This is a genomic window from Streptomyces sp. NPDC001544 (assembly GCF_042894285.1).
GTDB lineage: Bacteria > Actinomycetota > Actinomycetes > Streptomycetales > Streptomycetaceae > Streptomyces.
Genome location: NZ_JBIAVN010000017.1, coordinates 107,531 through 129,965, shown reverse-complemented (window position 1 = coordinate 129,965; position 22,435 = coordinate 107,531). Strand labels below are relative to the sequence as shown.

The 22,435-nt window shown below is 72.3% G+C and carries 20 protein-coding genes; 11 read left to right on the top strand and 9 right to left on the bottom strand.

All coding sequences use genetic code 11. The annotated features are described in order from the left end of the window. Window positions 1-71 precede the first annotated feature (71 nt). Together ACFY0F_RS32020 and ACFY0F_RS32015 are read right to left on the bottom strand one after the other, a co-directional pair. Window positions 72-365, bottom strand: a complete 294-nt coding sequence (locus tag ACFY0F_RS32020; RefSeq protein WP_388802084.1) for an MTH1187 family thiamine-binding protein — start codon at window positions 363-365, stop codon at window positions 72-74. Next, on the bottom strand, window positions 362-712 hold the full coding sequence (locus ACFY0F_RS32015) for a DUF3817 domain-containing protein (protein WP_388802081.1): 351 nt from the start codon (window positions 710-712) through the stop codon (window positions 362-364). Before ACFY0F_RS32015 ends, ACFY0F_RS32020 begins: the two co-directional genes overlap by 4 nt. 165 nt (window positions 713-877) lie before the next feature. On the opposite strand from ACFY0F_RS32015, the gene ACFY0F_RS32010 reads away from it, so the two are divergent. The 4 genes from ACFY0F_RS32010 (at window position 878) to ACFY0F_RS31995 (ending at window position 3,558) form a co-directional block, all read left to right on the top strand. Further along, window positions 878-1,510: an AIM24 family protein gene (locus ACFY0F_RS32010; protein ID WP_388802216.1), complete on the top strand. Its 633-nt coding sequence runs from the start codon at window positions 878-880 to the stop codon at window positions 1,508-1,510. A 1-nt stretch (window position 1,511) separates the two neighbouring features. Next, window positions 1,512-2,162: an AIM24 family protein gene (locus tag ACFY0F_RS32005; RefSeq protein WP_388802078.1), complete on the top strand. Its 651-nt coding sequence runs from the start codon at window positions 1,512-1,514 to the stop codon at window positions 2,160-2,162. 65 nt (window positions 2,163-2,227) lie between these two features. Next, on the top strand, window positions 2,228-2,989 hold the full coding sequence (locus ACFY0F_RS32000; protein ID WP_388802213.1) for an AIM24 family protein: 762 nt from the start codon (window positions 2,228-2,230) through the stop codon (window positions 2,987-2,989). Window positions 2,990-3,081: 92 nt separating this feature from the next. Continuing rightward, window positions 3,082-3,558 carry a MarR family winged helix-turn-helix transcriptional regulator gene (locus ACFY0F_RS31995; RefSeq protein ID WP_388802075.1) on the top strand — a complete coding sequence of 159 codons (477 nt, stop codon included), beginning with the start codon at window positions 3,082-3,084 and terminating at the stop codon, window positions 3,556-3,558. 34 nt (window positions 3,559-3,592) lie between these two features. On the opposite strand, the gene ACFY0F_RS31990 is transcribed toward ACFY0F_RS31995, so the two are convergent. From ACFY0F_RS31990 to ACFY0F_RS31980, 3 genes are all read right to left on the bottom strand, one after another. Next, window positions 3,593-4,846: an MFS transporter gene (locus tag ACFY0F_RS31990; protein WP_388802072.1), complete on the bottom strand. Its 1,254-nt coding sequence runs from the start codon at window positions 4,844-4,846 to the stop codon at window positions 3,593-3,595. Window positions 4,847-5,075: 229 nt separating this feature from the next. Beyond that, the gene (gene meaB / locus ACFY0F_RS31985; RefSeq protein ID WP_388802070.1) at window positions 5,076-6,032 is read right to left on the bottom strand and encodes a methylmalonyl Co-A mutase-associated GTPase MeaB; all 957 of its coding nucleotides are present in this window, start codon (window positions 6,030-6,032) and stop codon (window positions 5,076-5,078) included. Window positions 6,033-6,060: 28 nt separating this feature from the next. After that, the gene (locus ACFY0F_RS31980) at window positions 6,061-7,263 is read right to left on the bottom strand and encodes an acetyl-CoA C-acetyltransferase (protein ID WP_388802067.1); all 1,203 of its coding nucleotides are present in this window, start codon (window positions 7,261-7,263) and stop codon (window positions 6,061-6,063) included. A 148-nt stretch (window positions 7,264-7,411) separates the two neighbouring features. Between ACFY0F_RS31980 and mce the strand changes: the two genes are divergently transcribed. From mce to ACFY0F_RS31955, 5 genes are all read left to right on the top strand, one after another. Next, complete coding sequence (mce, locus tag ACFY0F_RS31975) at window positions 7,412-7,852, top strand: methylmalonyl-CoA epimerase (protein WP_388802065.1); 441 nt, start codon at window positions 7,412-7,414, stop codon at window positions 7,850-7,852. A gap of 231 nt (window positions 7,853-8,083) precedes the next feature. Continuing rightward, window positions 8,084-11,965 carry a polarized growth protein Scy gene (gene scy / locus ACFY0F_RS31970; RefSeq protein WP_388802062.1) on the top strand — a complete coding sequence of 1,294 codons (3,882 nt, stop codon included), beginning with the start codon at window positions 8,084-8,086 and terminating at the stop codon, window positions 11,963-11,965. Window positions 11,966-12,160: 195 nt separating this feature from the next. Beyond that, on the top strand, window positions 12,161-13,096 hold the full coding sequence (locus ACFY0F_RS31965) for a cellulose-binding protein (RefSeq protein ID WP_388802060.1): 936 nt from the start codon (window positions 12,161-12,163) through the stop codon (window positions 13,094-13,096). Between the two features lie 399 nt (window positions 13,097-13,495). Continuing rightward, the gene (locus ACFY0F_RS31960; RefSeq protein ID WP_388802057.1) at window positions 13,496-14,767 is read left to right on the top strand and encodes an ABC transporter ATP-binding protein; all 1,272 of its coding nucleotides are present in this window, start codon (window positions 13,496-13,498) and stop codon (window positions 14,765-14,767) included. Continuing rightward, window positions 14,764-15,645: an ABC transporter permease gene (locus tag ACFY0F_RS31955; protein WP_388802054.1), complete on the top strand. Its 882-nt coding sequence runs from the start codon at window positions 14,764-14,766 to the stop codon at window positions 15,643-15,645. Before ACFY0F_RS31960 ends, ACFY0F_RS31955 begins: the two co-directional genes overlap by 4 nt. 254 nt (window positions 15,646-15,899) lie before the next feature. Here the strand turns inward: ACFY0F_RS31955 and ACFY0F_RS31950 are convergent, their stop codons facing one another. Beyond that, window positions 15,900-16,241: an ATP/GTP-binding protein gene (locus tag ACFY0F_RS31950; protein WP_388802051.1), complete on the bottom strand. Its 342-nt coding sequence runs from the start codon at window positions 16,239-16,241 to the stop codon at window positions 15,900-15,902. A 222-nt stretch (window positions 16,242-16,463) separates the two neighbouring features. On the opposite strand from ACFY0F_RS31950, the gene ACFY0F_RS31945 reads away from it, so the two are divergent. Further along, entirely contained in the window at window positions 16,464-17,492 is a 1,029-nt protein-coding gene (locus ACFY0F_RS31945) for an LLM class flavin-dependent oxidoreductase (protein ID WP_388802048.1), read from the top strand. 118 nt (window positions 17,493-17,610) lie between these two features. Here the strand turns inward: ACFY0F_RS31945 and ACFY0F_RS31940 are convergent, their stop codons facing one another. Then, window positions 17,611-18,003 (bottom strand): SCO5389 family protein, encoded by a 393-nt coding sequence (locus tag ACFY0F_RS31940; protein ID WP_388802045.1) that lies wholly within the window; start codon window positions 18,001-18,003, stop codon window positions 17,611-17,613. 298 nt (window positions 18,004-18,301) lie between these two features. Between ACFY0F_RS31940 and nucS the strand changes: the two genes are divergently transcribed. Further along, a complete protein-coding gene (gene nucS / locus ACFY0F_RS31935; protein ID WP_388802042.1) occupies window positions 18,302-18,973 on the top strand; it encodes an endonuclease NucS in 672 nt (223 codons plus the stop codon). 97 nt (window positions 18,974-19,070) lie between these two features. On the opposite strand, the gene ACFY0F_RS31930 is transcribed toward nucS, so the two are convergent. Together ACFY0F_RS31930 and ACFY0F_RS31925 are read right to left on the bottom strand one after the other, a co-directional pair. After that, on the bottom strand, window positions 19,071-21,653 hold the full coding sequence (locus tag ACFY0F_RS31930; RefSeq protein WP_388802040.1) for an ATP-binding protein: 2,583 nt from the start codon (window positions 21,651-21,653) through the stop codon (window positions 19,071-19,073). A gap of 285 nt (window positions 21,654-21,938) precedes the next feature. Further along, the gene (locus ACFY0F_RS31925; RefSeq protein ID WP_388802037.1) at window positions 21,939-22,262 is read right to left on the bottom strand and encodes an STAS domain-containing protein; all 324 of its coding nucleotides are present in this window, start codon (window positions 22,260-22,262) and stop codon (window positions 21,939-21,941) included. Between the last annotated feature and the right edge of the window lie 173 nt (window positions 22,263-22,435).

The window sequence follows — 22,435 nt, the reverse complement described above, 5'->3', positions numbered from 1 at the left end:
CGTGCCGTCACCTCCGCGGCGGCCACGGGATCCGTGCCGTCGCCCCCGCGGCGGCCACGGACCCGTGCCGGCTAGCCGGCCAGATGCCGTTCGACGGTCTCGACCTTCGAGGTGAGGCCGTCGGTCACCCCGGGACGGATGTCCGCCTTGAGTACCAGCGACACCCGAGGGGCCCGTGCCTCCACGACGGCGACGGCACGCCTGACGACGGCCATGACCTCGTCCCACTCGCCCTCGATGGAGGTGAACATGGCGTCGGTGCGGTTCGGCAGGCCCGACTCGCGGACCACGCGGACGGCGTCGGCGACGTACTCCCCCACGTCCTCGCCGACGCCCAGGGGCGTCACGGAGAATGCGACGATCATGCGTTCACGACTCCTTCCTTCTCCTTGCGGGCGCGGGCGGCGATGAGCGCGGACTCGACCTCCCGGCGGAGCTTGCGCTCGGCGAAGAAGCCACCGGTGGGCAGGACCGAGAGCACGAAGTAGAGGGCGCCGGTCTTCTTGTCCCACTTGGCGCGGTTCCAGGCGTCGGCCCAGAAGATCACGTACAGGATGAACAGCACACCGTGGACCGCGCCCATCACGGGCACCGCGTTGAAGTCCGTGGTCCGCTTCAGCACCGAGCAGACGAGCAGGACGAGGAAGGACACGGCCTCTGGAGCGGAGACCAGGCGGAGACGGCGGAGGGCGGTGGCGGTCTTGATGTCCACGGGTCACCTTCGGTGGGAGAGAGGTCGACGGCAAGCGCAGCGCTGACTTGTGAACGCGTGCACAAACTTCCGCCCATTGTGGCAAACGCGCGGCGCGGACCGGGCGCCGGGGCGGAACAGGCACTGTCGGCGACACCGGCCTCCCGCTACCTTCACCCCGTGGCGATGTTCCGACTTCAAGGAAGCAAGGTGCTCGCCGTCGACATGACCGGTGATGCCGTCAAGGCGAAGAACGGCTCCATGGTCGCGTACGACGGGCAGATGGCCTTCAAGAAGCTGAGCGGGGGCGGTGAGGGTCTGCGGGGGATGGTGACCCGGCGGCTCACCGGTGAGCAGATGACCGTGATGGAGGTGAAGGGGCACGGGACGTGCTGGTTCGCCGACCGGGCCGCGGAGATCAATCTCGTCGCCCTCCAGGGGGACAAGCTGTACGTGGAGTCGAGCAACCTGCTCGCCACCGACGCCGGGCTGAGGACCGGGACGACCTTCACCGGGCTGCGCGGCGCATCCCAGGGCAACGGGCTGTTCACGACGACCGTCGAGGGGCACGGGCAGGCCGCGATCATGTCGGACGGGCCGGCGGTCGTGCTGCGGGTGAGCCCCCAGTACCCGCTGATCGTGGACCCGGGGGCCTACGTCGCCCACCAGGGGAACGTCCGGCAGTCCTTCCAGTCCGGTGTGACCTTCCGCACCTTCCTCGGCGAGGGCGGCGGCGAGGCGTTCCAGATCCGGTTCGAAGGGGACGGGCTGGTGTACGTCCAGCCCAGTGAGCGGAACACGATCGCGGGGGACGTGTGACATGGCGCTGCACGAGATCAACTCGAAGATGGTCGAGGCCACCGTCCTGCCCGGGCAGCGGCTGTTCAGTCAGCGCGGCGCGATGCTCGCCTACAAGGGGGACGTCTCCTTCACCCCGAACATCCAGGGCGGCCAGGGGGGACTGATGTCGATGCTCGGGCGGCGGGTCGCCGGTGAGGTCACTCCCCTGATGACCGTCGAGGGCAGCGGGACGGTCTTCTTCGGGCACGGCGGGCACCACGTCCACGTCATCAACCTCTCCGGCGACACCCTCTACGTGGAGGCGGACCGGCTGCTGGCCTTCGAGGGCACGCTCCAGCAGGGGACGATGTTCATGGGCTCGCAGGGCGGGGTGATGGGGATGGTGCGGGGGCAGGTCACCGGACAGGGCCTGTTCACGACGACCCTGAAGGGGCACGGGGCGGTGGCGGTGATGGCGCACGGCGGGGTCTTCGAGATCCCGATCACACCGCAGCGGGCCGTCCACGTCGACCCGCAGGCGTACGTCGCCCACCACGGCGACGTGCGCAACAAACTGTCCACCGCGCTCGGCTGGCGCGACATGGTGGGGCGCGGGTCCGGCGAGGCGTTCCAGCTGGAACTCAGCGGCAGCGGCACGGTGTTCGTCCAGGCCTCGGAGGAGAAGCTGTGAGCGGGTACGGAATCCCCGGTGGGCCCGGGTACGGAACCCCCGGCGGGCCCGTGGTGTACGACCCCATGACGCTGCCCGTCGACGACAACGTCAACAAGTACACCTTCTGCGTCGAGCTCAAGAGTGGGCAGTGGTTCCTGCAGAAGGGGAAGATGATCGCCTACTACGGGGCGATCGAGTTCAACGGCGTCGGACACGGCCGGCTCGACCGGCTTGTCCGCACTTCCTTTCATTCGCCTCTGCACGCGAGCGACTGGGTGGTGGCGGAGGGCTCGGGGAAGATGCTCCTCGCCGACCGGGCGTTCGACGTGAACTCCTACGACCTGGACGACGGCAACCTGACCATTCGCTCGGGCAACTTGCTCGCTTTTCAGCCAAGTCTCGCTCTCAAGCAGTCGATCGTGCCAGGTTTTCTGACACTCATCGGAACCGGAAAGTTCGTGGCCGCATCTAACGGCCCGGTGGTGTTCATGGAACCCCCCATCCGGGTGGACCCGCAGGCGCTCGTCGGCTGGGCCGACTGCCCGTCCCCGTGCCATCACTACGACCACGGGTACCTGACGGGCGTCATGGGCGGTCTACGTGCGATGACGGGGCTCGGCGGGGCCTCCGGGGAGGAGCACCAGTTCGAGTTCGTCGGGGCCGGGACGGTGCTGCTGCAGTCGACGGAGACACTGATGGCGGAGCAGGCCACGGGTGCGGTGCCGCACGAGCCGGGCGTGCCCGGCGGTGGCGCGGGAGGGCCGGGTGGACACGGAGCGCAACCGCCGGGAACACCGCGTCTTCCCGGACAGCTCGGGGACCTCCAGCGTCGCTTCGGGCTGTGAGCGGTAGTCTGCGGAGTGTGACGTCGAACGCGTGCGCACTGTCACACCACCCTCATTAGTTCGCTTTTCAACATTTTAGGTAGACTTCATTCATGGAGACCGAAACGGCCACGCGCTGGCTGACCGATGCGGAGCAGTGCGCCTGGCGCACCCACCTGGAGGTCAACAGGCTGTTGACGTACCAGCTCGAGAGGGATCTGCAGCCCTTCGGCCTGACGATGAACGACTACGAGATCCTCGTGAACCTCTCCGAGTCCGAGGACGTGCGGATGCGGATGAGCGACCTCGCCTCCGCGACCCTCCAGTCCAAGAGTCGGCTCTCGCACCAGATCACGCGTATGGAGAACGCGAACCTGGTGCGCCGGGAGAACTGCGAGTCCGACCGCCGCGGGCTCTACGCCGTGCTGACCGAGCACGGCATGGAGACCATGAAGAAGGTCGCCCCGCACCATGTGGCGTCCGTGCGGAAGCACTTCATCGACCTGCTCTCGCCCGAGGCGCTGCTGGAGCTGGACAAGGCGCTGAGGCCGATCGCCGAGCATCTGCGGGGGCAGCGGGGACGTCCCTGACCTGGGCGGGGGTACGGGAGCGGCAGGCGGCTGTTCAGGTGTCGCCTGCCGCTCCCTTTTTCACGGCGCCCGGGGCTTCCGCGGCGCCCGGAGCCACGAGGCAGGCCGCACCGGCCGCCAGCGCCACCCCGCCCGCCAGTACGAAGCACACCGCGACCGGCACCCGGCCGATCAGCATCCCGGCGAGCAGCGAACCGCCCGAGCTGCCCGCGTTCACCGCGGTGTTCACCCAGGCCCCCGCCTGCGTCCGGGACCCCGGGGACGCCGTCTCCTCCGCGAGGAGGTACGCCGTCGTCAGGGCCGGGGCGATGAACAGGCCCGCGCTCGCGACGGCCGCCGTCAGGACCCACACCCCGGGCGCGAGCCCCGTGACGGCCAGCACCAGGCCGAGGCCGGCGGCGAACGACGCCAGACGCACCCGCGCCGGCCTGTGCCAGTCGACCGCCCCGTTGAGCAGCCCACCCACCGCGCTGCCCGCCGAGAGCGCGGCCAGGATCCAGGGGACCACGGCGGCGTCGTACGAGCGCTCGGTCGCGAGGGCCATCACCAGCAGCTCCGTGCCGCTGAGCGCGAGGCCCACGCCGGCGGCGACGGCCACCGGGGAGCGCAGCCTGCGGTCGAACCGGCGTCCGGGCGTGCCCTTCGGCACGGCGGCGCGGGGCCCGGGCATGGCCGGGGAGGCCACGAACGCACAGGTCCCGGCCACGATCAGCAGCGCACTCAGGGCCACCCCGGCCGCCGGTGGCGCGAAGCGGACGAGGACGCCGACCAGTGCCGGGCCGGAGACGTACAGCAGTTCCTCGGCGACCCCGTCCAGGCTGTAGGCCCGCTGCACGAGCCGGGGGTCGTCCAGGAGGCCGGCCCACACCGTGCGCATGGTGGGGCCCAGCGGGGGCGCGCAGGCACCGGCGAGAGCGGCGACCGTGCCGAGGAGCACCGACGGGGTGCCCGGGCGCCAGGTCAGTGCCGCCAGGGCGCACAGCAGGGCGCCGTACAGCGACGCCATGGGGATCAGGGCCCGGCGCGCGCCGTGCCGGTCGACCAGCGCGGCGCGTAACGGCATGAGGAAGACGGTGGCGGCGCCGAACACGGCCATCACCGTCCCGGAGACGGCGTACGAGCCGGTCGCCCGGGTCACCGCCAGCATCACGGCCAGCCCGACCGTGCCGTACGACAGGCGGGCCGCCAGTGCGGCGGCGAAGGTGCGGCGGGCGTGCGGGACGCGCAGGACGGCGGCGTAGGACGGCCTGGGCGCGGGAGAAGGGCGCGACGAAGTGAGCGCGGACATGAGTCGGTTCCTCGGCTTGAGGCGGAAGAGGGGACACCGGAGTCCCGCGCCACCGACGGCCGACGGGCCTGCCGGGCGCGGGTGCGGCGCGCGCTCTATGCCAAGAGGAGGAACATGCCGGTGAAGCTAGCAGCACGGGGTTCCGACGGGCACCCGTTTTTCGGACCACCGCCAGCCGGTCCCGGACTCCCGGGGTGACGCCCCCGCCGAGCCGGGACGCCGTCGCCGCTCAGCCCTCCGTCAGCCCCGCGACCAGCTCGTCCGCCGCCCGGTACGGGTCCAGTTCGCCGGCGACGATCCGCTCCGCCAGTGCGCCGAGGCGGCGGTCGCCGTGGAGGTCGGCGATGCGTTCGCGCAGGGCGGTGACGGCGATGCTCTCCACCTCGCGGGCCGCGCGGGCGAGGCGGCGTTCGGCGAGGACGCCGCGCTCCTCCATCCAGGCGCGGTGCTTCTCCAGGGCCTCGACGACCTCGTCGACGCCCTCCGCGCGGGCGGCGACCGTCTTGACGATGGGCGGGCGCCAGTCGCCGGGGCCGCGGGACTCGCCGAGGCCCAGCATGTGGTTGAGCTCGCGGGCCGTGGCGTCCGCGCCGTCGCGGTCGGCCTTGTTGACGACGTACACGTCGCCGATCTCCAGGATGCCCGCCTTGGCGGCCTGGATGCCGTCGCCCATGCCCGGGGCCAGGAGGACCACCGAGGTGTCGGCCTGGGAGGCGATCTCCACCTCCGACTGGCCGACGCCGACCGTCTCGACCAGGATCACGTCGCAGCCCGCCGCGTCCAGCACGCGGATCGCCTGCGGGGCCGCCCAGGCCAGGCCGCCCAGGTGGCCGCGCGTGGCCATGGAGCGGATGTAGACGCCGGGGTCGGAGACGTGGTCGGACATACGGATCCGGTCGCCGAGCAGGGCGCCGCCGGAGAACGGCGAGGAGGGGTCCACCGCGAGGACCCCCACCCGTTTGCCCTGTTTGCGGTACGCGGTCACCAGCGCCGAGGTCGAGGTCGACTTGCCGACCCCCGGGGAGCCGGTGAGACCGACCACGTACGCGTTCCCGGTCAGCGGGGCGAGAGCCGCCATGACCTCTCTGAGCTGCGGGGACGCCCCCTCCACCAGGGAGATCAGCCGGGCCACGGCCCGCGGCCGGCCTTCCCTGGCCCCGGCCACCAGTGAGGAGACGTCCTGCATCACAGCTCCGTTCGCTTCGGAAACGTACTCACGCCTTGGGCACGCGGACGATCAGCGCGTCGCCCTGGCCGCCGCCGCCGCACAGCGCGGCCGCGCCGACCCCGCCGCCCCGGCGCTTCAGCTCCAGGGCCAGGTGCAGGACCAGACGGGCGCCGGACATCCCGATGGGGTGGCCGAGGGCGATGGCGCCGCCGTTGACGTTCACCCTTTCCGTGGACACCCCGAGGTCCTTCATTGACTGGACCGCGACGGCGGCGAAGGCCTCGTTGATCTCGATGAGGTCGAGGTCGGAGACCTCCAGGCCCTCCTTCTTCAGGGCGTGCAGGATCGCGTTGGACGGCTGGGACTGCAGCGAGTTGTCCGGTCCCGCCACATTGCCGTGGGCGCCGATCTCGGCGATCCAGTCCAGGCCCAGTTCCTCGGCCTTGGCCTTGCTCATGACGACCACGGCGGCGGCGCCGTCGGAGATCTGCGACGAGGAGCCGGCCGTGATCGTGCCGTCCTTGGTGAAGGCCGGGCGCAGCTTGCCCAGGGACTCGGCCGTGGTGTCGCCGCGGATGCCCTCGTCCTTGCTGAAGACGACCGGCTCGCCCTTGCGCTGCGGGATCTCCACCGGGGTGATCTCGGCCTCGAAGACGCCGTTCTTCTGGGCGGCGGCGGCCCGCTGGTGCGACAGGGCGGCGATCTCGTCCTGCTCGGGGCGCTTGATGCCGAGCCGCGTGTTGTGCTTCTCCGTGGACTCGCCCATGGCGATGCCCTCGAAGGCGTCGGTCAGACCGTCGTACGCCATGGCGTCGAGCATCTCGACGGCGCCGTACTTGAAGCCGTCGCGGGACTTCGGCAGCAGGTGGGGCGCGTTGGTCATGGACTCCTGGCCGCCGGCGACGACCACCTCGAACTCACCCGCACGGATCAACTGGTCCGCGAGGGCGATGGCGTCGAGGCCGGACAGACACACCTTGTTGACGGTGAGCGCCGGGACGTTCATCGGGATGCCCGCCTTGACCGCGGCCTGGCGGGCCGGGATCTGGCCCACGCCGGCCTGCAGCACCTGGCCCATGATCACGTACTGCACCTGGTCGCCACCGATCCCCGCACGGTCGAGGGCGGCCTTGATCGCGAAGCCGCCGAGGTCGGCTCCGGAGAACGACTTCAGCGAGCCGAGCAGCCGCCCCATCGGGGTACGGGCACCCGCGACGATGACGGAGGTCGTGCTGTTCGATCCTGACATGAGGTGGGATCCCCTTTCAGCTGCACGAGCTGAGGAGTGAACGAGGGTTTACTTCGAATGTACTGACCGGTACCGCACCCCGTCATCTGGCTGTCGGTGTGATCGCTCGCACGTTGCGTAACCCCCCGAGGAGCGGTGCACTGACACCATGCTGACGCGAATCGACCACATCGGGATCGCCTGCCACGACCTCGACGCGACCGTCGAGTTCTACCGGGCCACGTACGGCTTCGAGGTGTTCCACACCGAGGTCAACGAGGAGCAGGGCGTGCGGGAGGCCATGCTCAAGATCAACGAGACGTCCGACGGCGGGGCCTCGTACCTCCAGTTGCTCGAACCGACCCGCGAGGACTCCGCGGTCGGCAAGTGGCTGGCGAAGAACGGGGAGGGCGTCCACCACATCGCCTTCGGTACGGCGGATGTGGACCAGGACGCCGCCGCCATCGGGGAGAAGGGCGTACGCGTTCTGTACGAGGAGCCACGACGCGGCTCCATGGGGTCGCGGATCACCTTCCTGCACCCCAAGGACTGCCACGGCGTACTGACAGAACTGGTCACATCCGCACCTGTTGAGACACCTGAGCACTGACCCTCGTACATAGGGGCCGGTAGGGTTGGGGGCGGTCGTCCCCGAACACGGGACGACCCGGTCCTGCCGTCAGGGGCAGGACCACCGGGGTCCAGGTTTCGGGGGACGAGCGTCGGGGCAGCAGCCCGTGCTCCGCCGTTGATCTGACACCATTCCCCGGGGGCCCCGTCCGGCGGATGGACGGAGCTCGTTTGGACAGGCTTGCGACCAGGGGACGGATGGGACCGCGCAGTGCGGGGCTACGAGAGCCAGGAGCGAGAGCCGGCGGCTGACGTCGACCACCTCTCTCGGTTCGAGGCCGAGATGAAACGGCTGAAGACCGAGCGGGAAAAGGCGATCCAGCATGCCGAGGACCTCGGCTACCAGGTCGAGGTGCTGCGCGCCAAGTTGCACGAGGCGCGGCGCACCATCATGTCCCGGCCCGCGTTCGACGGCGGTGACATCGGCTACCAGGCCGAACAGTTGCTGCGCAACGCCCAGATCCAGGCCGACCAGCTGCGCCAGGACGCCGAGCGGGAGCTGAGCCAGGCCCGCGCGCAGACCCAGCGGATCCTGCAGGAGCACGCCGAGCAGGCGGCCCGGCTGCAGGCCGAGCTGCACGCCGAGGCCGTGGCCCGCCGGCAGCAACTGGACCAGGAGCTGGCCGAGCGCCGGCAGACGGTCGAGTCGCACGTCAACGAGAACGTGGCGTGGGCCGAGCAGTTGCGTGCCCGCACCGAGGCCCAGGCCCGCCGGCTCCTCGAGGAGTCGCGTGCCGAGGCCGAGCAGGCCATGGCCGCCGCCCGCGCGGAGGCCGAACGGCTGACCTCCGAGGCCCGCCAGCGCCTCCAGAGCGACGCCGAGGCGGCCCGCGCGGAGGCCGAGCAGTTGCTGCGCCGTGCCCGCGCGGACGCCGAGCGGCTGCTGAACGCCGCCTCCACCCAGGCCCAGGAGGCCACCGACCACGCCGAACAGCTACGCGCCTCCACCGCGACGGAGTCGGACGCCGCCCGCCGCCAGGCCGGTGAGCTGAGCCGGGCCGCCGAACAGCGCATGGCCGAGGCCGAGGAGGCGCTGCGCAAGGCGCAGACCGAGGCCGAGAAGCTGGTCACGGAGGCCAAGGAGGCTGCCGCCAAGGCCCTGACCAGCGCCGAGTCCACCAACGAGCAGCGCACGCGCACGGCGAAGGAGCAGGTCGCCCGGCTGGTCGAGGAGGCCACCAAGGAGGCCGAGAGCACCCGCTCCGAGGCCGAGCAGCTCGTCGCGGACGCCCGTGCCGAGGCCGAACGGATCGTCGCGGAGGCGACCGAGAACGCCCGCACGCTCACCGCCGAGGAGAGCGCGACCCAGCTGTCCAAGGCGGCGAAGACCGCCGAGGACGTGCTGAACAAGGCGGCCGAGGACGCCCGCAACACCACCAAGGCCGCGGCCGAGGAGGCCGAGCGGATCCGGCGCGAGGCCGAGACGGAGGCCGACCGGCTGCGCGCCGAGGCGCACGACATCGCCGAGCAGCTCAAGGGCGCCGCCAAGGACGACACCAAGGAGTACCGGGCCAAGACGGTCGAGCTGCAGGAGGAGGCCCGCCGGCTGCGAGGCGAGGCCGAGCAGCTGCGCTCCGACGCGGTCGCCGAGGGCGAGAAGATCCGCGCGGAGGCCCGCAAGGAGGCCGTCCAGCAGATCGAGGAGGCCGCACGGTCGGCCGAGGAACTGCTGTCCAAGGCGAAGGCCGACGCGGACGAGCTGCGCCAGAAGGCGACCACGGACAGCGAGAAGGTCCGCACCGAGGCCATCGAGCGCGCGACGACGCTGCGCCGGCAGGCCGAGGAGGTCCTGGAGCGCACCCGCGCGGAGAACGAGCGCTCCCGCGAGGAGGCGGTGGAGCTCGCCGAGACCATCACCTCGAACGCCGAGCAGGCCGCACGCGAGCTGCGCGAGGAGGCCGAGCGGGCGGTCGAGGCCCGGCAGGCGGAGGCCGCCGAGGAGCTGACCCGGCTGCACGGGGAGGCCGAGGCGCGGCTCGCGTCCGCCGAGCAGGCGCTGACGGACGCCCGGGAGGAGGCCGCGCGGATCCGCCGGGAGGCCGGCGAGGAGACCGAGCGGCTGCGCGCCGAGGCCGCGGACCGGATCCGTACGCTCCAGCAGCAGGCGGAGACCGAGGCCGAGCGGCTGCGTGACGAGGCCGCGTCGGACGCGTCCGCGTCCCGGGCGGAGGGCGAGGCCATCGCCGTACGCCTGCGCTCGGAAGCCGCGGCCGAGGCCGAGCGGCTGAAGACGGAGGCCCAGGACACCGCCGACCGGGTGCGGGCGGAGGCCCAGGCCGCCGCCGAGCGGCTCGCCGCGGAGGCGTCCGAGACGCTGGCCGCCGCCCAGGAGGAGGCCGCCCGCCGCCGTCGCGAGGCCGAGGAACTGCTCGGTGCCGCGCGCGCGGAGGCCGACCAGGAGCGTGAGCGGGCCCGCGAGCAGAGCGAGGAACTGCTGGCGTCCGCGCGCCGGCGCGTGGAGGACGCGCAGGCCGAGGCGATCCGGCTGGTGGAGGAGGCCGACCGGCGCGCCACCGAGATGGTGTCGGCGGCCGAGCTCCACGCCCAGCAGGTACGGGACTCCGTCGCCGGGCTGCACGAGCAGGCGCAGGAGGAGATCACCGGGCTGCGCTCCGCCGCCGAGCACGCGGCGGACCGTACCCGTCGGGAGGCCGAGCAGGAGGCGGACCGGGTCCGCGCCGACGCCTACGCCGAGCGGGAGCGGGCGAGCGAGGACGCGGGCCGGCTGCGCCGCGAGGCGCAGGAGGAGTCCGAGGCGGCGAAGGCGCTCGCCGAGCGCACGATGGCGGACGCGATCGCCGAGGCCGAGCGGCTGCGCGCGGACGCCGCGGCGCACGCCCAGCGGGTGCGGACCGAGGCGTCGGACGCGCTGGCGGAGGCCGACCAGTCGGCGGCGCGCGCCCGTGCGGAGGCCCGGGAGGACGCCAACCGGATCCGTTCGGACGCCGCCACACAGGCGGACACGCTCATCACCGAGGCGCGCAGCGAGGCCGAGCGGCTGCAGACCGAGACGATCGCCGAGGCCGAGCGGCTCCAGTCGGAGACGGCCGCCGAGGCGGAGCGGGTGCGGGCCGAGGCGGTCGCCAAGGCCGAGAAGCTGATCGCGGACGCCTCCGGCGACGCGGAGCGGCTGCGCGCGGAGGCCGCCGAGACGGTCGGTTCGGCGCAGCAGCAGGCGGAGCGGATCCGCACCGAGTCGCAGCGGGTCAGGGCGGACGCGGAGGCGGAGGCCGACCGGCTGATGTCGGTCGCGCGCGAGGAGGCCGACCGGACGCTGGACGAGGCCCGCAAGGACGCCAACAAGCGGCGTTCGGAGGCGGCGGAGCAGGTCGACAAGCTGATCTCGGAGACCACCGCCGAGGCCGACAAGCTGCTGACCGAGGCGCAGCAGCAGGCGCAGAAGACCACCGCGGAGGCCGAGTCGCAGGCCGACACCATGGTGGGCGTCGCCCGGCAGGAGGCCGAGCGGCTGGTGTCCGAGGCCCGGGTCGAGGGCAACTCGACGGTGGAGAAGGCCCGTACGGACGCGGACGAGCTGCTGGTCGGCGCCCGCCGGGACGCGACCGCCATCAGGGAGCGCGCGGAGGAGCTGCGCGACCGGATCACGGCCGAGATCGAGGAGCTGCACGAGCGGGCCCGCCGCGAGGCCGCCGAGACGATGAAGTCGACCGGCGACCGCTGCGACGCGCTCATCAAGGCCGCGGAGGAGCAGCTCGCCAAGGCGCAGGCGAAGGCCAAGGAGATCGTCTCGGAGGCCAACTCCGAGGCGGGCAAGGTGCGTATCGCCGCGGTGAAGAAGGCGGAGGGGCTGCTCAAGGAGGCCGAGCAGAAGAAGTCCACGCTGGTCAGGGAGGCCGAGGAGCTCAAGGCCGAGGCGATCCGCGAGGCCCGGCGCACCGTCGAGGAGGGCAAGCGCGAGCTGGAGGTCCTGGTGCGCCGGCGCGAGGACATCAACGCCGAGATCTCCCGCGTCCAGGACGTGTTGGAGGCGTTGGAGTCCTTCGAGGCCCCGTCGTCCGGCAAGGACGGCGGAGTCAAGGCGGGGGCCACCGTGGGACCCCCTCGATCGGGTGGCAAGTCGTCAGACAGCTAGCGGACAGAGTGGGTTCTGATGTCTTCTGGGTGCTTTGACCACGTCTTCGGCGACATGATGGGCTGGTCGTCCGGGGGTCGAATGTTCAAAAGAGGTGTCATTCTCCAGATCAAACACGTATCCGCTCGATGACACACCGCTTCGGCCCCTAGGATTCCACCTATCACCTCACCGGTCTCATTCGACAGGAACCCCATGAGCGACACTTCCCCCTACGGCTTCGAGCTTGTGCGGCGTGGATACGACCGCGCTCAGGTGGACGAACGGATCTCCAAGCTCGTCTCCGACCGTGACAGCGCTCTCGCCCGCATCACCGCTCTGGAAAAGCGCATCGAGGAGCTCCATCTCGAAACCCAGAACGCCCAGGCCCAGATGAGCGACGCCGAGCCGTCGTACGCGGGTCTCGGCGCGCGGGTCGAGAAGATCCTCCGCCTCGCCGAGGAGGAGGCAAAGGATCTGCGTGAGGAGGCCCGGCGCGCGGCCGAGCAGCACCGCGAGCTGGCGGAGTCGGCGGCCCAGCAGGTGCGCAACGACGCGGAGTCGTTCGCCGCGGAGCGCAAGGCCAAGGCCGAGGACGAGGGCGTCCGGATCGTCGAGAAGGCCAAGAGTGACGCCTCGCAGCTTCGTGCCGAGGCGCAGAAGGACGCGCAGTCCAAGCGTGAGGAGGCGGACGCCCTCTTCGAGGAGACCCGCGCCAAGGCCGCGCAGGCCGCCGCCGACTTCGAGACGAACCTCGCCAAGCGCCGCGAGCAGTCCGAGCGGGACCTGGCGTCGCGTCAGCAGAAGGCCGAGAAGCGCCTCGCGGAGATCGAGCACCGGGCGGAGCAGCTGCGCCTGGAGGCGGAGAAGCTGCGCACCGACGCCGAGCGTCGCGCCCGCCAGACGGTCGAGACCGCTCAGCGCCAGGCCGAGGACATCGTGGCCGACGCCAACGCCAAGGCCGACCGGATCCGTTCGGAATCCGAGCGCGAGCTCGCCGCGCTGACCAACCGCCGCGACAGCATCAACGCCCAGCTGACGAACGTCCGCGAGATGCTCGCCACGCTGACGGGCGCGGCGGTGGCCGCCACCGGTGCTCCGACCGAGGACGAGCCGATCTCCCGCGGGGTCCCGGCCCAGCAGTCCCGGTAACCCCGGACACCCACGAAGCCCCCTGCCACTCCCCCGTCGGCAGGGGGCTTCGCGCTGCCCGCGACGACTGCCCCGGGGTGGGGTGGCGGCGCGGGCGCAGGCCATGCCGTGTCCCATCGGGTCGGCTTGTGGCGGTGTCGTCGGTGCGGACCGCCGGTCCGGCCGGTTGCGGTTCGCCGGCCGGCGCCCTGCGGGCAAGGTGCCGGCCGGCCGGGGCGCGGCCCGGGGGGGGGCGGGGGTGGGCCGGTCCCGGCAGGGGGGCGCGCTGTCTCGCCGTGCCGGCCTGGTCTCCCCCCAGCTTTACTTCCCCTTGGGCGGAACCGTCAGCGCCCGGATATCCTCCTAACCCTTACGGGGGCGTGTGCCCCGCTGTCCTGAACCTTTTGATGGGTGCGGAGCATGATCGAGGCTGTAGGCCTGACCAAGCGCTACGGCGACAAGACCGCCGTGTACAACCTTTCCTTCCAGGTGCGACCGGGCGCCGTCACCGGCTTCCTCGGGCCCAACGGCTCGGGCAAGTCGACCACGATGCGGATGATCCTCGGCCTGGACAACCCGACCGCGGGCACGGTGACCATCGGCGGCTATCCGTACCGCAAGCTGCCCAACGCGGCCCGCCAGGTCGGTGCGCTGCTCGACGCCAAGGCCGTGCACGGGGGTCGGCACGCACGTAACCACCTGCTGTGCCTGGCCCAGCTCTCGGGCATCCCGGCCCGGCGGGTGGACGAGGTGCTCGGGGTCGTCGGCCTGCAGGACGTGGCCAAGAAGCGCTCCAAGGGCTTCTCGCTCGGCATGGGCCAGCGGCTCGGCATCGCGGCCGCGCTGCTCGGCGACCCACAGGTGCTGCTGTTCGACGAGCCGGTCAACGGCCTCGACCCCGAGGGCATCCTCTGGGTGCGCAATCTGATGAAGGCGCTGGCGGCGGAGGGGCGGACCGTGTTCGTCTCCAGCCACCTGATGAGCGAGATGGCGCTGACCGCCGACCACCTCATCGTCATCGGGCGGGGCCAGCTCCTGGCCGACATGAGCGTGAAGGACTTCATCTCCGCCAACTCCGCCGACTTCGCCCGGGTCCGTACGCCGGACACCGAGCCGCAGCTGCGGGAGAAGCTGACCTCCGCGCTCACCGAGGCGGGCGGGCACGTGCTGCCGGAGCAGGACGGCGCGCTGCGCGTCACCGGGCTGCCGCTGCCCCGCATCAGCGACCTGGCGCACGAGACGGACGTACGGCTGTGGGAGCTCTCGCCGCACCAGGCCTCGCTGGAGGAGGCGTACATGCGGATGACGCAGGGCGCCGTGGACTACCGTTCGACCATCGACCAGAAGGCGGGCCTGCAGCAGCCGCTGCCGCCGGGCGCCCAGCCGCCCATGCCGGTTCCGGGCCAGGGTCAGCCGGGCTGGTACGCGCCGCCGCCGCCCCAGCAGGGCGGCCAGCCGTTCGGGGCGCCCGCGGGCCCGTACGGGGGGCCTGCGGCGCCCGCGGGGGGCGCTCCCGGCGCCTACGGTGCTCCCGGCGCCGCCCAGCCGAATCCTTACGCCCAGCCGCCCGCCCAGCCGCCCGCGCAGGCGCCCGCCGCCCCGGCGGCGCCGGCCGCGCCCCCGGCAGCCGGGTCGTCCCAGCCCGCCGCATCCGCCCCCGCCAACCCGACCAAGCCCGAGGACGCCCGATGAGCACCCACCAGCCCCCGATGCCGCAGGCAGCAGCCGCCGCGCCCGAGTGGCAGGCGGCGCCCGGAGCCTCGTACCCCGGCTACACCTCGCCGATCCCGGTGGTGCGCACGCACCTCGGGAACGCGCTGGCCTCCGAGTGGACGAAGATCAAGTCGGTGCGCTCCACGATGTGGACGCTGGGCGTGTTCGTGCTGCTGGTGGTCGGCATCGGGCTGGCCGCCGGCGCGCTGGTGTCGAACAACTCCGACGACGGGAGCATGCGGGGCCAGAACCCGCTCGGTCTGGGCTTCTTCGGGCTGCTGCTGGGCAGCATGTGCCTGATCACGCTGGGCGTGCTGACCACGGCCTCGGAGTACGGCACCGGCATGATCCGTACGACGATGGTCGCCTGCCCCAGCCGGGGGCGCGTGCTCGCGGCCAAGGCCATCGTGTTCTTCGGGGTGGCCTTCGTGGTCACGCTGGCGTCGGCCTCCCTCGTCGCCATGGCCCAGGTGTCCATGCTGGACGGCACCGCCAAGGACCCGTCCGGCGGGGAGTGGTTGAAGGCCACGATCGGTGTCAGCCTCTTCCTCGCCCTCCTCGGGCTGCTCTCGCTCGCGGTCGGCTCGATCATCCGGCACTCGGCGGGCGCCATCACCATCATGATCGGCGTCCTGCTCGCCCCGCTGGTGATCGCGCTGTTCATGTTCTCCGAGTCGCTGTCGAACGTGCGCGACAAGCTGGTCGAGTACTCGATCCCGAACCAGTTGAGCGTCTTCTACTCCAACTCCCTCAGCGAGTCGGGCCCGTCCGGCTGGGACCCGCTGTGGATCATCCTGGGCGTGACGGCCGCCGTGTTCGCCGCGGCGTTCGCGCTGCTGCAGAAGCGGGACGTGTGACGCCCCGGATCGTCCAGGACCTGTCCGGCGGATCAGGTCGCAGGGCACGGGCGGTGCCTCATCGGCGCTGGTGAGCGGGGCGAATGGGGGTGCCCCCGCGCGAGCTCATTCGAGCGTGGGGGAGCGTCCGGCTGCAAGGCGGAGGAGGGCGTCGACGCGATGGGCCCCCCGCTCGAGCGAAGCCGAGAGTGGGGGAGGGCGTGCCAAGCCCCGCGTCTGCGGCATGATCCGCCGGACAGCACACCTAGGACGCCTCAGAACCTCGGCGCGTTACGGGACCGCTGCACCCGCGTGGTGCGGCGGTCCTTGGCGTTCCAGCACGCCTTGTGCCAGTGGCGGCGGTCGTCGACGCCCGAGTGCTCCGGCCAGGCCACGACGTGCGGGACGCCCGAGGGGATCCCCTGGTCGCAGCCGGGGCAGCGGTACGTCTTGCCCTCCGCGCTCGCCCCGGCCACGTGCCGCACACTCCAGTCCTCGCCCCGCCAGTTCTCCGTGGACTGCCAGCCGCCGTACCGGCCGGGGCGGTCGTCCTCCGCGCTCCGGCCGGACGCGGCCGTGCCCTTGGGGCCCTTGAGACGGTTGCGACGCGGGGACACGGGACACCTCACGGGGCTATACAGGAAGCACGGGCTGTAACCAGCCTACGCGCCACCGACAGGGGTACGCGTAGGGAACCAACCACCACAAGTCCCGCTGCCGGCCGACTCATTCTGCAGACAATCCGGAAATCTCTTCGCCAGGCCGTGTCCTCGGCACGTGTCGCGCGGTTATGCCCGGTGGGGGAGCTCCGCGTCGGAGCCGAGGAAGCAGGAAATGCAATGCGCGTTGGAAGTTTTGTGCTGGCCGCCCAGTTCCCGGGGCAGGGCCAGGGGGAGGCGTTGCACCGGGCGGTCCGCTCGGCGCAGGTTTCCGAGGAGGCGGGTCTCGACGCGGTCTGGCTGGCCGAGCACCACTTCGTGCCGTACGGCACCTGCCCGTCCGCGGTCACCCTGGCCGCCCTGCTGCTGGGCCGCACCAGCCGCATCGGGGTCGGCACGGCGGTGAGCGTGCTGCCCACCGCCCATCCGGTCGCCCTGGGCGAGCAGGCCGCGCTGCTGCATGTGACCAGCGGCGGCCGTTTCACGCTCGGCGTGGGGCGCGGGGGGCCGTGGGTGGATCTGGAGGTGTTCGGCGTGGGCCTGAAGGCCTACGAGCAGGGGTTCCCGGAATCACTCGATCTGCTGGTGCGCTGGCTGCGCGAGCCGGCGGTGGCGGCCTCGGGGGAACGGTTCTCCTTCCGTGAGGTCCCCGTCGTGCCCCGCCCGTCGGAGGCGCTCGACGACACCCCGGGCCCCGAGGTCGTCGTCGCCTGCACCTCCCCGGCGACCGTGCGGCTGGCGGCCGAGCGCGGGCTGCCGATGCTGCTCGGGATGCACGTCGGGGACGAGGAGAAGGCCGAGATGGTCGCCCTGTGGCGGCAGCACGCGAGGACGGCCGGACGCCCGGCCGAGGAGATCGCCCGCGCGGCCCATGTGTCGGCCGGCGTCTGCCAGATCGCCGACCGGCGCACCGACGCGGCGGAGACCCTGCTGAAGGCGATGCCCGGCTGGCTCCGGCAGGGCCTGGAGGCCCATGTGACCGTGGACGGCCGGGCACGGGCGATGCGCGACCCGCTGGCCTACACGGAACTGCTGTGCGGGCTGCACCCGGTGGGCTCCCCCCGGCTGTGCGCCGACCGTCTGGCGGCCACCTCGGAGCGCACCGGCATCTCCCGCTTCGCCCTGCTCGTCGAGGGCTCGGGGGATCTCGCGGCGACGGAGGAGAACGTCCGGCGGCTGGGCGCCGAGGTGCTGCCCCAGCTGCGCTGAGACTCCGTGTCATACCTTCCCGGCCGACGAGGGCTTGCCGCTCCGGTGCTGGTTGCACCTCCTGTGGTCGGAGCGGCAAGCAAGCGGTTCACCGCGTCAGCAGTCCGGGGGCTCCGCGTCAGCAGTCCCTGAGCTCCGGGGACTGGTTCAGCAGTTGACCGCGTATCGAGGTGAAGCGGGCCAGCCGTTCGTCGGCCGAGGCGTCCAACGGGAACACCGCCACCCGGTGGCAGTTCTGGAACGCCAGTCGCACACCGAAGTGCCGCTGGAGCGCGCCGCGAATCGCGTCGCTGGCGAGCGCGCGCAGCAGCTGACCGCGTGCCTGCTCGTCCGGCGGGGGCGTCCGGTTGTCGGCGAAGTCTCCGCCGTCCACCTTCAGCTGGGCCACCAGGGAGCTGATCATCTCCCATGCGTAGGGCAGGGAGGTCCGGACGCAGTCGACGAAGGCAGCTTCGTCGACCTCGCCTCGCTCGGCCTGTTCGAGTAGGGCCGGTGAGACGTCGAGCGACATGGGTACTCCTCTCGCACCCCCGAACAGCAGGGGTTGCCGGACAGGTAATGGGTGTTCGCGACACCGGACACGCTCAGTACACGTATCGCGACCTCCCGTTCACTACCGTAGGCAACGGCCGGTGGCCGCACCAGGAGAATGCCTACATGGGCCGGTCCCTTTGGGCACACAATCGGCCAGGGTTGAACAAGAGTTTCCAAAGCAAAAAGGGCGGCCCGGAGTGCCCGGGTGGCCGGCGGTGGCGGGAACGGGCGGGCGAATCGCGTGAGGCGCGGGGCGTCGAGTAGCGTTGCCGACCATGCGTCTCGTCATTGCCCGGTGCTCGGTCGACTACGCCGGCCGGCTCACCGCCCACCTCCCCTCGGCCCCCCGCCTGATCCTGGTCAAGGCGGACGGCAGCGTCTCGATCCACGCGGACGACCGGGCGTACAAGCCCCTCAACTGGATGTCGCCTCCATGCACGCTCAAGGAGGGCTCCGGCGAGGACGAGGGGGTCTGGACGGTCGTCAACAAGGCGGGCGAGAAGCTGATCATCACCATGGAGGAGGTCCTCCACGACTCCTCGCACGAACTCGGTGTGGACCCCGGGCTGATCAAGGACGGGGTGGAAGCGCACCTGCAGGAACTGCTCGCCGACCGCATCGAGACGCTGGGCGAGGGCTACACCCTGATCCGGCGTGAGTACATGACGGCGATCGGCCCGGTCGACATCCTGTGCCGGGACGCCGAGGGACAGACCGTCGCCGTGGAGATCAAGCGGCGCGGCGAGATCGACGGCGTGGAGCAGCTCACCCGTTACCTCGAACTGCTGAACCGCGATCCGCATCTCGCCCCGGTCCGCGGCATCTTCGCCGCGCAGGAGATCAAGCCCCAGGCCCGCGTCCTCGCCACCGACCGCGGCATCGGCTGCCAGGTGCTGGACTACGACGCGCTCAGGGGCATCGAGGACGACAAACTCCGGCTGTTCTGAGGAGCTTCGCGGGAGCGCGGGCGTGCCTGCGCCGGTGAGCCGGCGTACGTCCGCCGTTGAGGGCCGGACCCCGGGCGGGGGCCGCCCCTCACGTACGTCAGATCGTCGGGCCCGTGCCGCTGCTCCGGGAAGCGCTCGCCGAACCGCTGGACGCGGTGGGGGTGCTGGAGGTGGGTCCGCTGGCGCTGTCGGTCGTGGACGGGGCGGTCGAGGTGGCCGTGCCCGTGGGGCTGCCGGTCGAGGGAGGCGTCGTCGAACCGCTCGGCGAGCCCCCGCCCGTCGGCGGTGTCGAGGAACCGGTCGGCGGAGTCTTCGGCGGGGTCGAGTGCGGCGTCGACGGCCTTGTCGTCGTCGGCTTCGCCGATGTGCTCGGCGAACCGTCCCCGCCCGACCCCTGCGTCCCGCTCGGGTCGTCCGACGGCTGGGCCGCGGTGGTGGTGGGTGCCGGATCGTCCGCGGTGCTGCCGGGGCCGGGGTCCCTCGGGCGGCTCACCGCCACGCCGGTGTCACCGCCGCCCCCGCCGCTGTTCCTCCTCGGCGTGTCCGCTCCCAGGTCGCCCCCCTCGGTGCCCTCGCTCGCGGACGGGTTGACGCTCACGTTCTTGGCTGGTTTGTCCACGTCGTCGTTCGAGCTCATGCCGAGGGTCACGACCGTGCCGAGCACCGCGGCGAGGATGACGCCGGAGCCGGCCGCGAGGAGGTTGCGCCGGGCCGGCCGCCGGGTGCCGCCGCCCTGCGTCCTGGGCAGCAGCGCGGTGGCCGCGGCCCGGTGGGTGACCAGCGTGTCGTCGGTGGGGAGCTGGAGCTGGGGGAAGGGGGCCGGGACCCCGCGCGGGGGCGACGCGGACTCCTCGGGGCGCGCGTCATGCACCTCCTCGCCCGCCGTGGCGGCGATCCCGGGCACGTCGCCCGCGCGGTCGGCGACCAGGGCGAGGGCGCGGCGGCCGACGACGGTGCCGCGCTTGTCCGCGAGGGCGCCGCGCAGGCCGATGGAGGCCTCCAGCTCGGCGCGGGCCCGCTCGAGTTGTCCGCCGCACAGGGCGAAGACGCCGAGTTCGTGGTGGAAGTAGGCCTGTTCGGCGACCTCTCCGGCGAGCCGGGAGGCCTCGGCGCCGGCGCGCAGCGCACGCTCCCAGGCGCTCCAGTGCAGCCCCGCGGCGAAGGCGGGGGCGGCGGTGCGGGCCAGCCGGACGCAGGCGCTCTCGGCGCCCTCGGCGGGCGGTGACGAGGGCTCCTGCTGACCGAGCGGGGTCCCGGGCTCGCCCGGGGCCGGCTCCAGGGCGGTCAGTGCGGCGAGCACGGCGTCGGCCTCGGCGCACACCCTCTCGGGCGTGACGGAGGGGTGGCCGGCCCACCAGGTGTAGTGCCGGGCGGCGGCGAGGGCGTTCGCGGCGGCGTCGTCGGCGTATCCGGCGGCCTCCAACTGGGTCTGCACACCGGTCGCGAGGCGGTAGCGGGAGCCGACCGGGGTGACCAGTCCGCAGCCGACGAGTTCCCCGAGGGCGGCGTCCGCGTGGGTGTCCCCGATCAGCGCGGGCAGGTGCGCCTGGTGCGGGACCTCGCCGCCGAGCGCGACGGCGAAGCGCAGGGTGGCGCGGGCGGAGGCGCTGAGCCGGGAGGCGAGCAGCGGCGCGGGTGCGGCGGCCTCGCCGAGCGACGGGAGGGGGATGTCCTCGCCGTCGTCGGCGGACGTGTCGAGCGGGGTGTCCAAGGGGGCGTCGACCGGGTGCCGCAGGTCCTCGAAGACCCCGAACTCGTCGACGGCGCCCGCGCTGGCGCGCAGTTGGTCGCGCTGCCTGAGCAGGGCGCCGGCCTGGACGAACCTCAGGGGCAGGCCCTCGGACTCGAACCAGAGGTCGCCGGCCCAGTTGGCCTCCTCCTCGGTGAGGACGCGGCCGACGGCGCGTTCGAGGATCTCGACTCCGCCGGCGCGGTCCAGTCCGCCGAGGACGACCTCCTCGATCGCCGAGTCGGCGGACGGGGCGGGCACGTCCGGGGTGGCGGCGATCAGGAAGGCGCACTCCGGGGTGGCGTCGACGAGTTCGTCGAGGGCCGCGCCGCCGAACTCGATGTCGTCCAGGACGACGACCGCGCCGATCTCCCGGACCAGGTCGAGCAACTCGTCCGGGCCGGGGCGGTGCAGGGGTGCGTCGTGGACGGCGTGGCAGAGGTCGTGGAGCAGGTCGGTCGTCGTGCGGCGGAAGCCGGTGAGCCGGACCACGCCGTCGGGGGCGAGGTCGGCGCAGTCCTCGGCGACCAGGTCGAGCAGGGCGGTGCGGCCGGATCCCGGGGGTCCGGTGAGACGTACGGAGCGGCCGCGGGCGAGCAGGCGGACCAGGCGCTCGCGTTCGTCCTGGCGTTCCAGGAGCGACAGCGCCGGCCGGGCCGGGCCGGGCGGTACGGCGGGCCGGGCCGCCCGGTCGGAGGCGGCGCGCTCGGCGGCGCCGAGCTTCGCGGGCCTGCCCGGCTGCTCCCCCGGCGGGCAGGGCTCTATCTCGCTGCCGTCGACCGGGTTGACGGTGAGCAGGAAGTCGCCGGTGACGAGCCGCACCGTGCGGGCGAGTGCGGGCGCGTTCTGGAAGTCGGTGGTGAGGGAATCCCTGGGCGGGCGCTGACGCGGCGCGTTGCCGTCCGTTGTGTCCTGGCCATGCTCCCCGGGCCCCTGATTGATCGGGTCCATAGGTTTCCTAGCCCCCCAAAAGCGTCGTGTGCCCGTGTCCGGCCCCTCCCGGCCTAGCACACCGCGCTGTCGCTTCTGGTCCGGGCCCGCTCGAGGGTTGCGAGGCAGCGGGCGACCGAACCCTAAACCTTCGCACAGTATCTACGACAGCCCGGGGTGCCGCGCGGTCCGAGACGTCACCATCTCGTGAGGATTGCGTGTGACGTGCGGCTCGGCTCGTCCGACGGGTCTCCCCCGTCACCGTTTTCACACCTGGTCACGGCGTCCCGCTCGGGGGGCGGGGGGTCACACCCGGGGCAGCGACTCCACGCCGATGCCGCCCTCGATCGCCAGGATCCGGTGCAGCCGGGTCGCCACGAGCAGGCGCTGCATCTGCGGCGGCACGCCGCGCAGCACCAGGCGGCGGCCGCAGCGGCCGGCCCGCCGGTGGGCACCCATGATCACCCCGAGTCCGGTGGCGTCCCAGAACTCCAGCTCGGACAGGTCGAGCACCAGGTCGCCGGCTCCGTCGTCGACGGCCGAGTGCAGGACCGTACGGGCGTCCGCCGCGCTGTGTACGTCGAGGCGGCCCCCGACGACCAGCTCGGCGTGGTCGCCCCTGATGTACATATGCGCTCCCCGTGAGTGCGTCTCGTGCCCGACGAAGTCTGGGTGATGTCTGGGTGGTGTCTCGGTGGTGTCTGGCGATGTCTGGTGATGCAACCTCTGACGGCATTCGACGGTCAGAGGTTGCCGTCTGTGAGCGAACCGATACCGAATTCACCCGCAGGGGTGACCCCAGA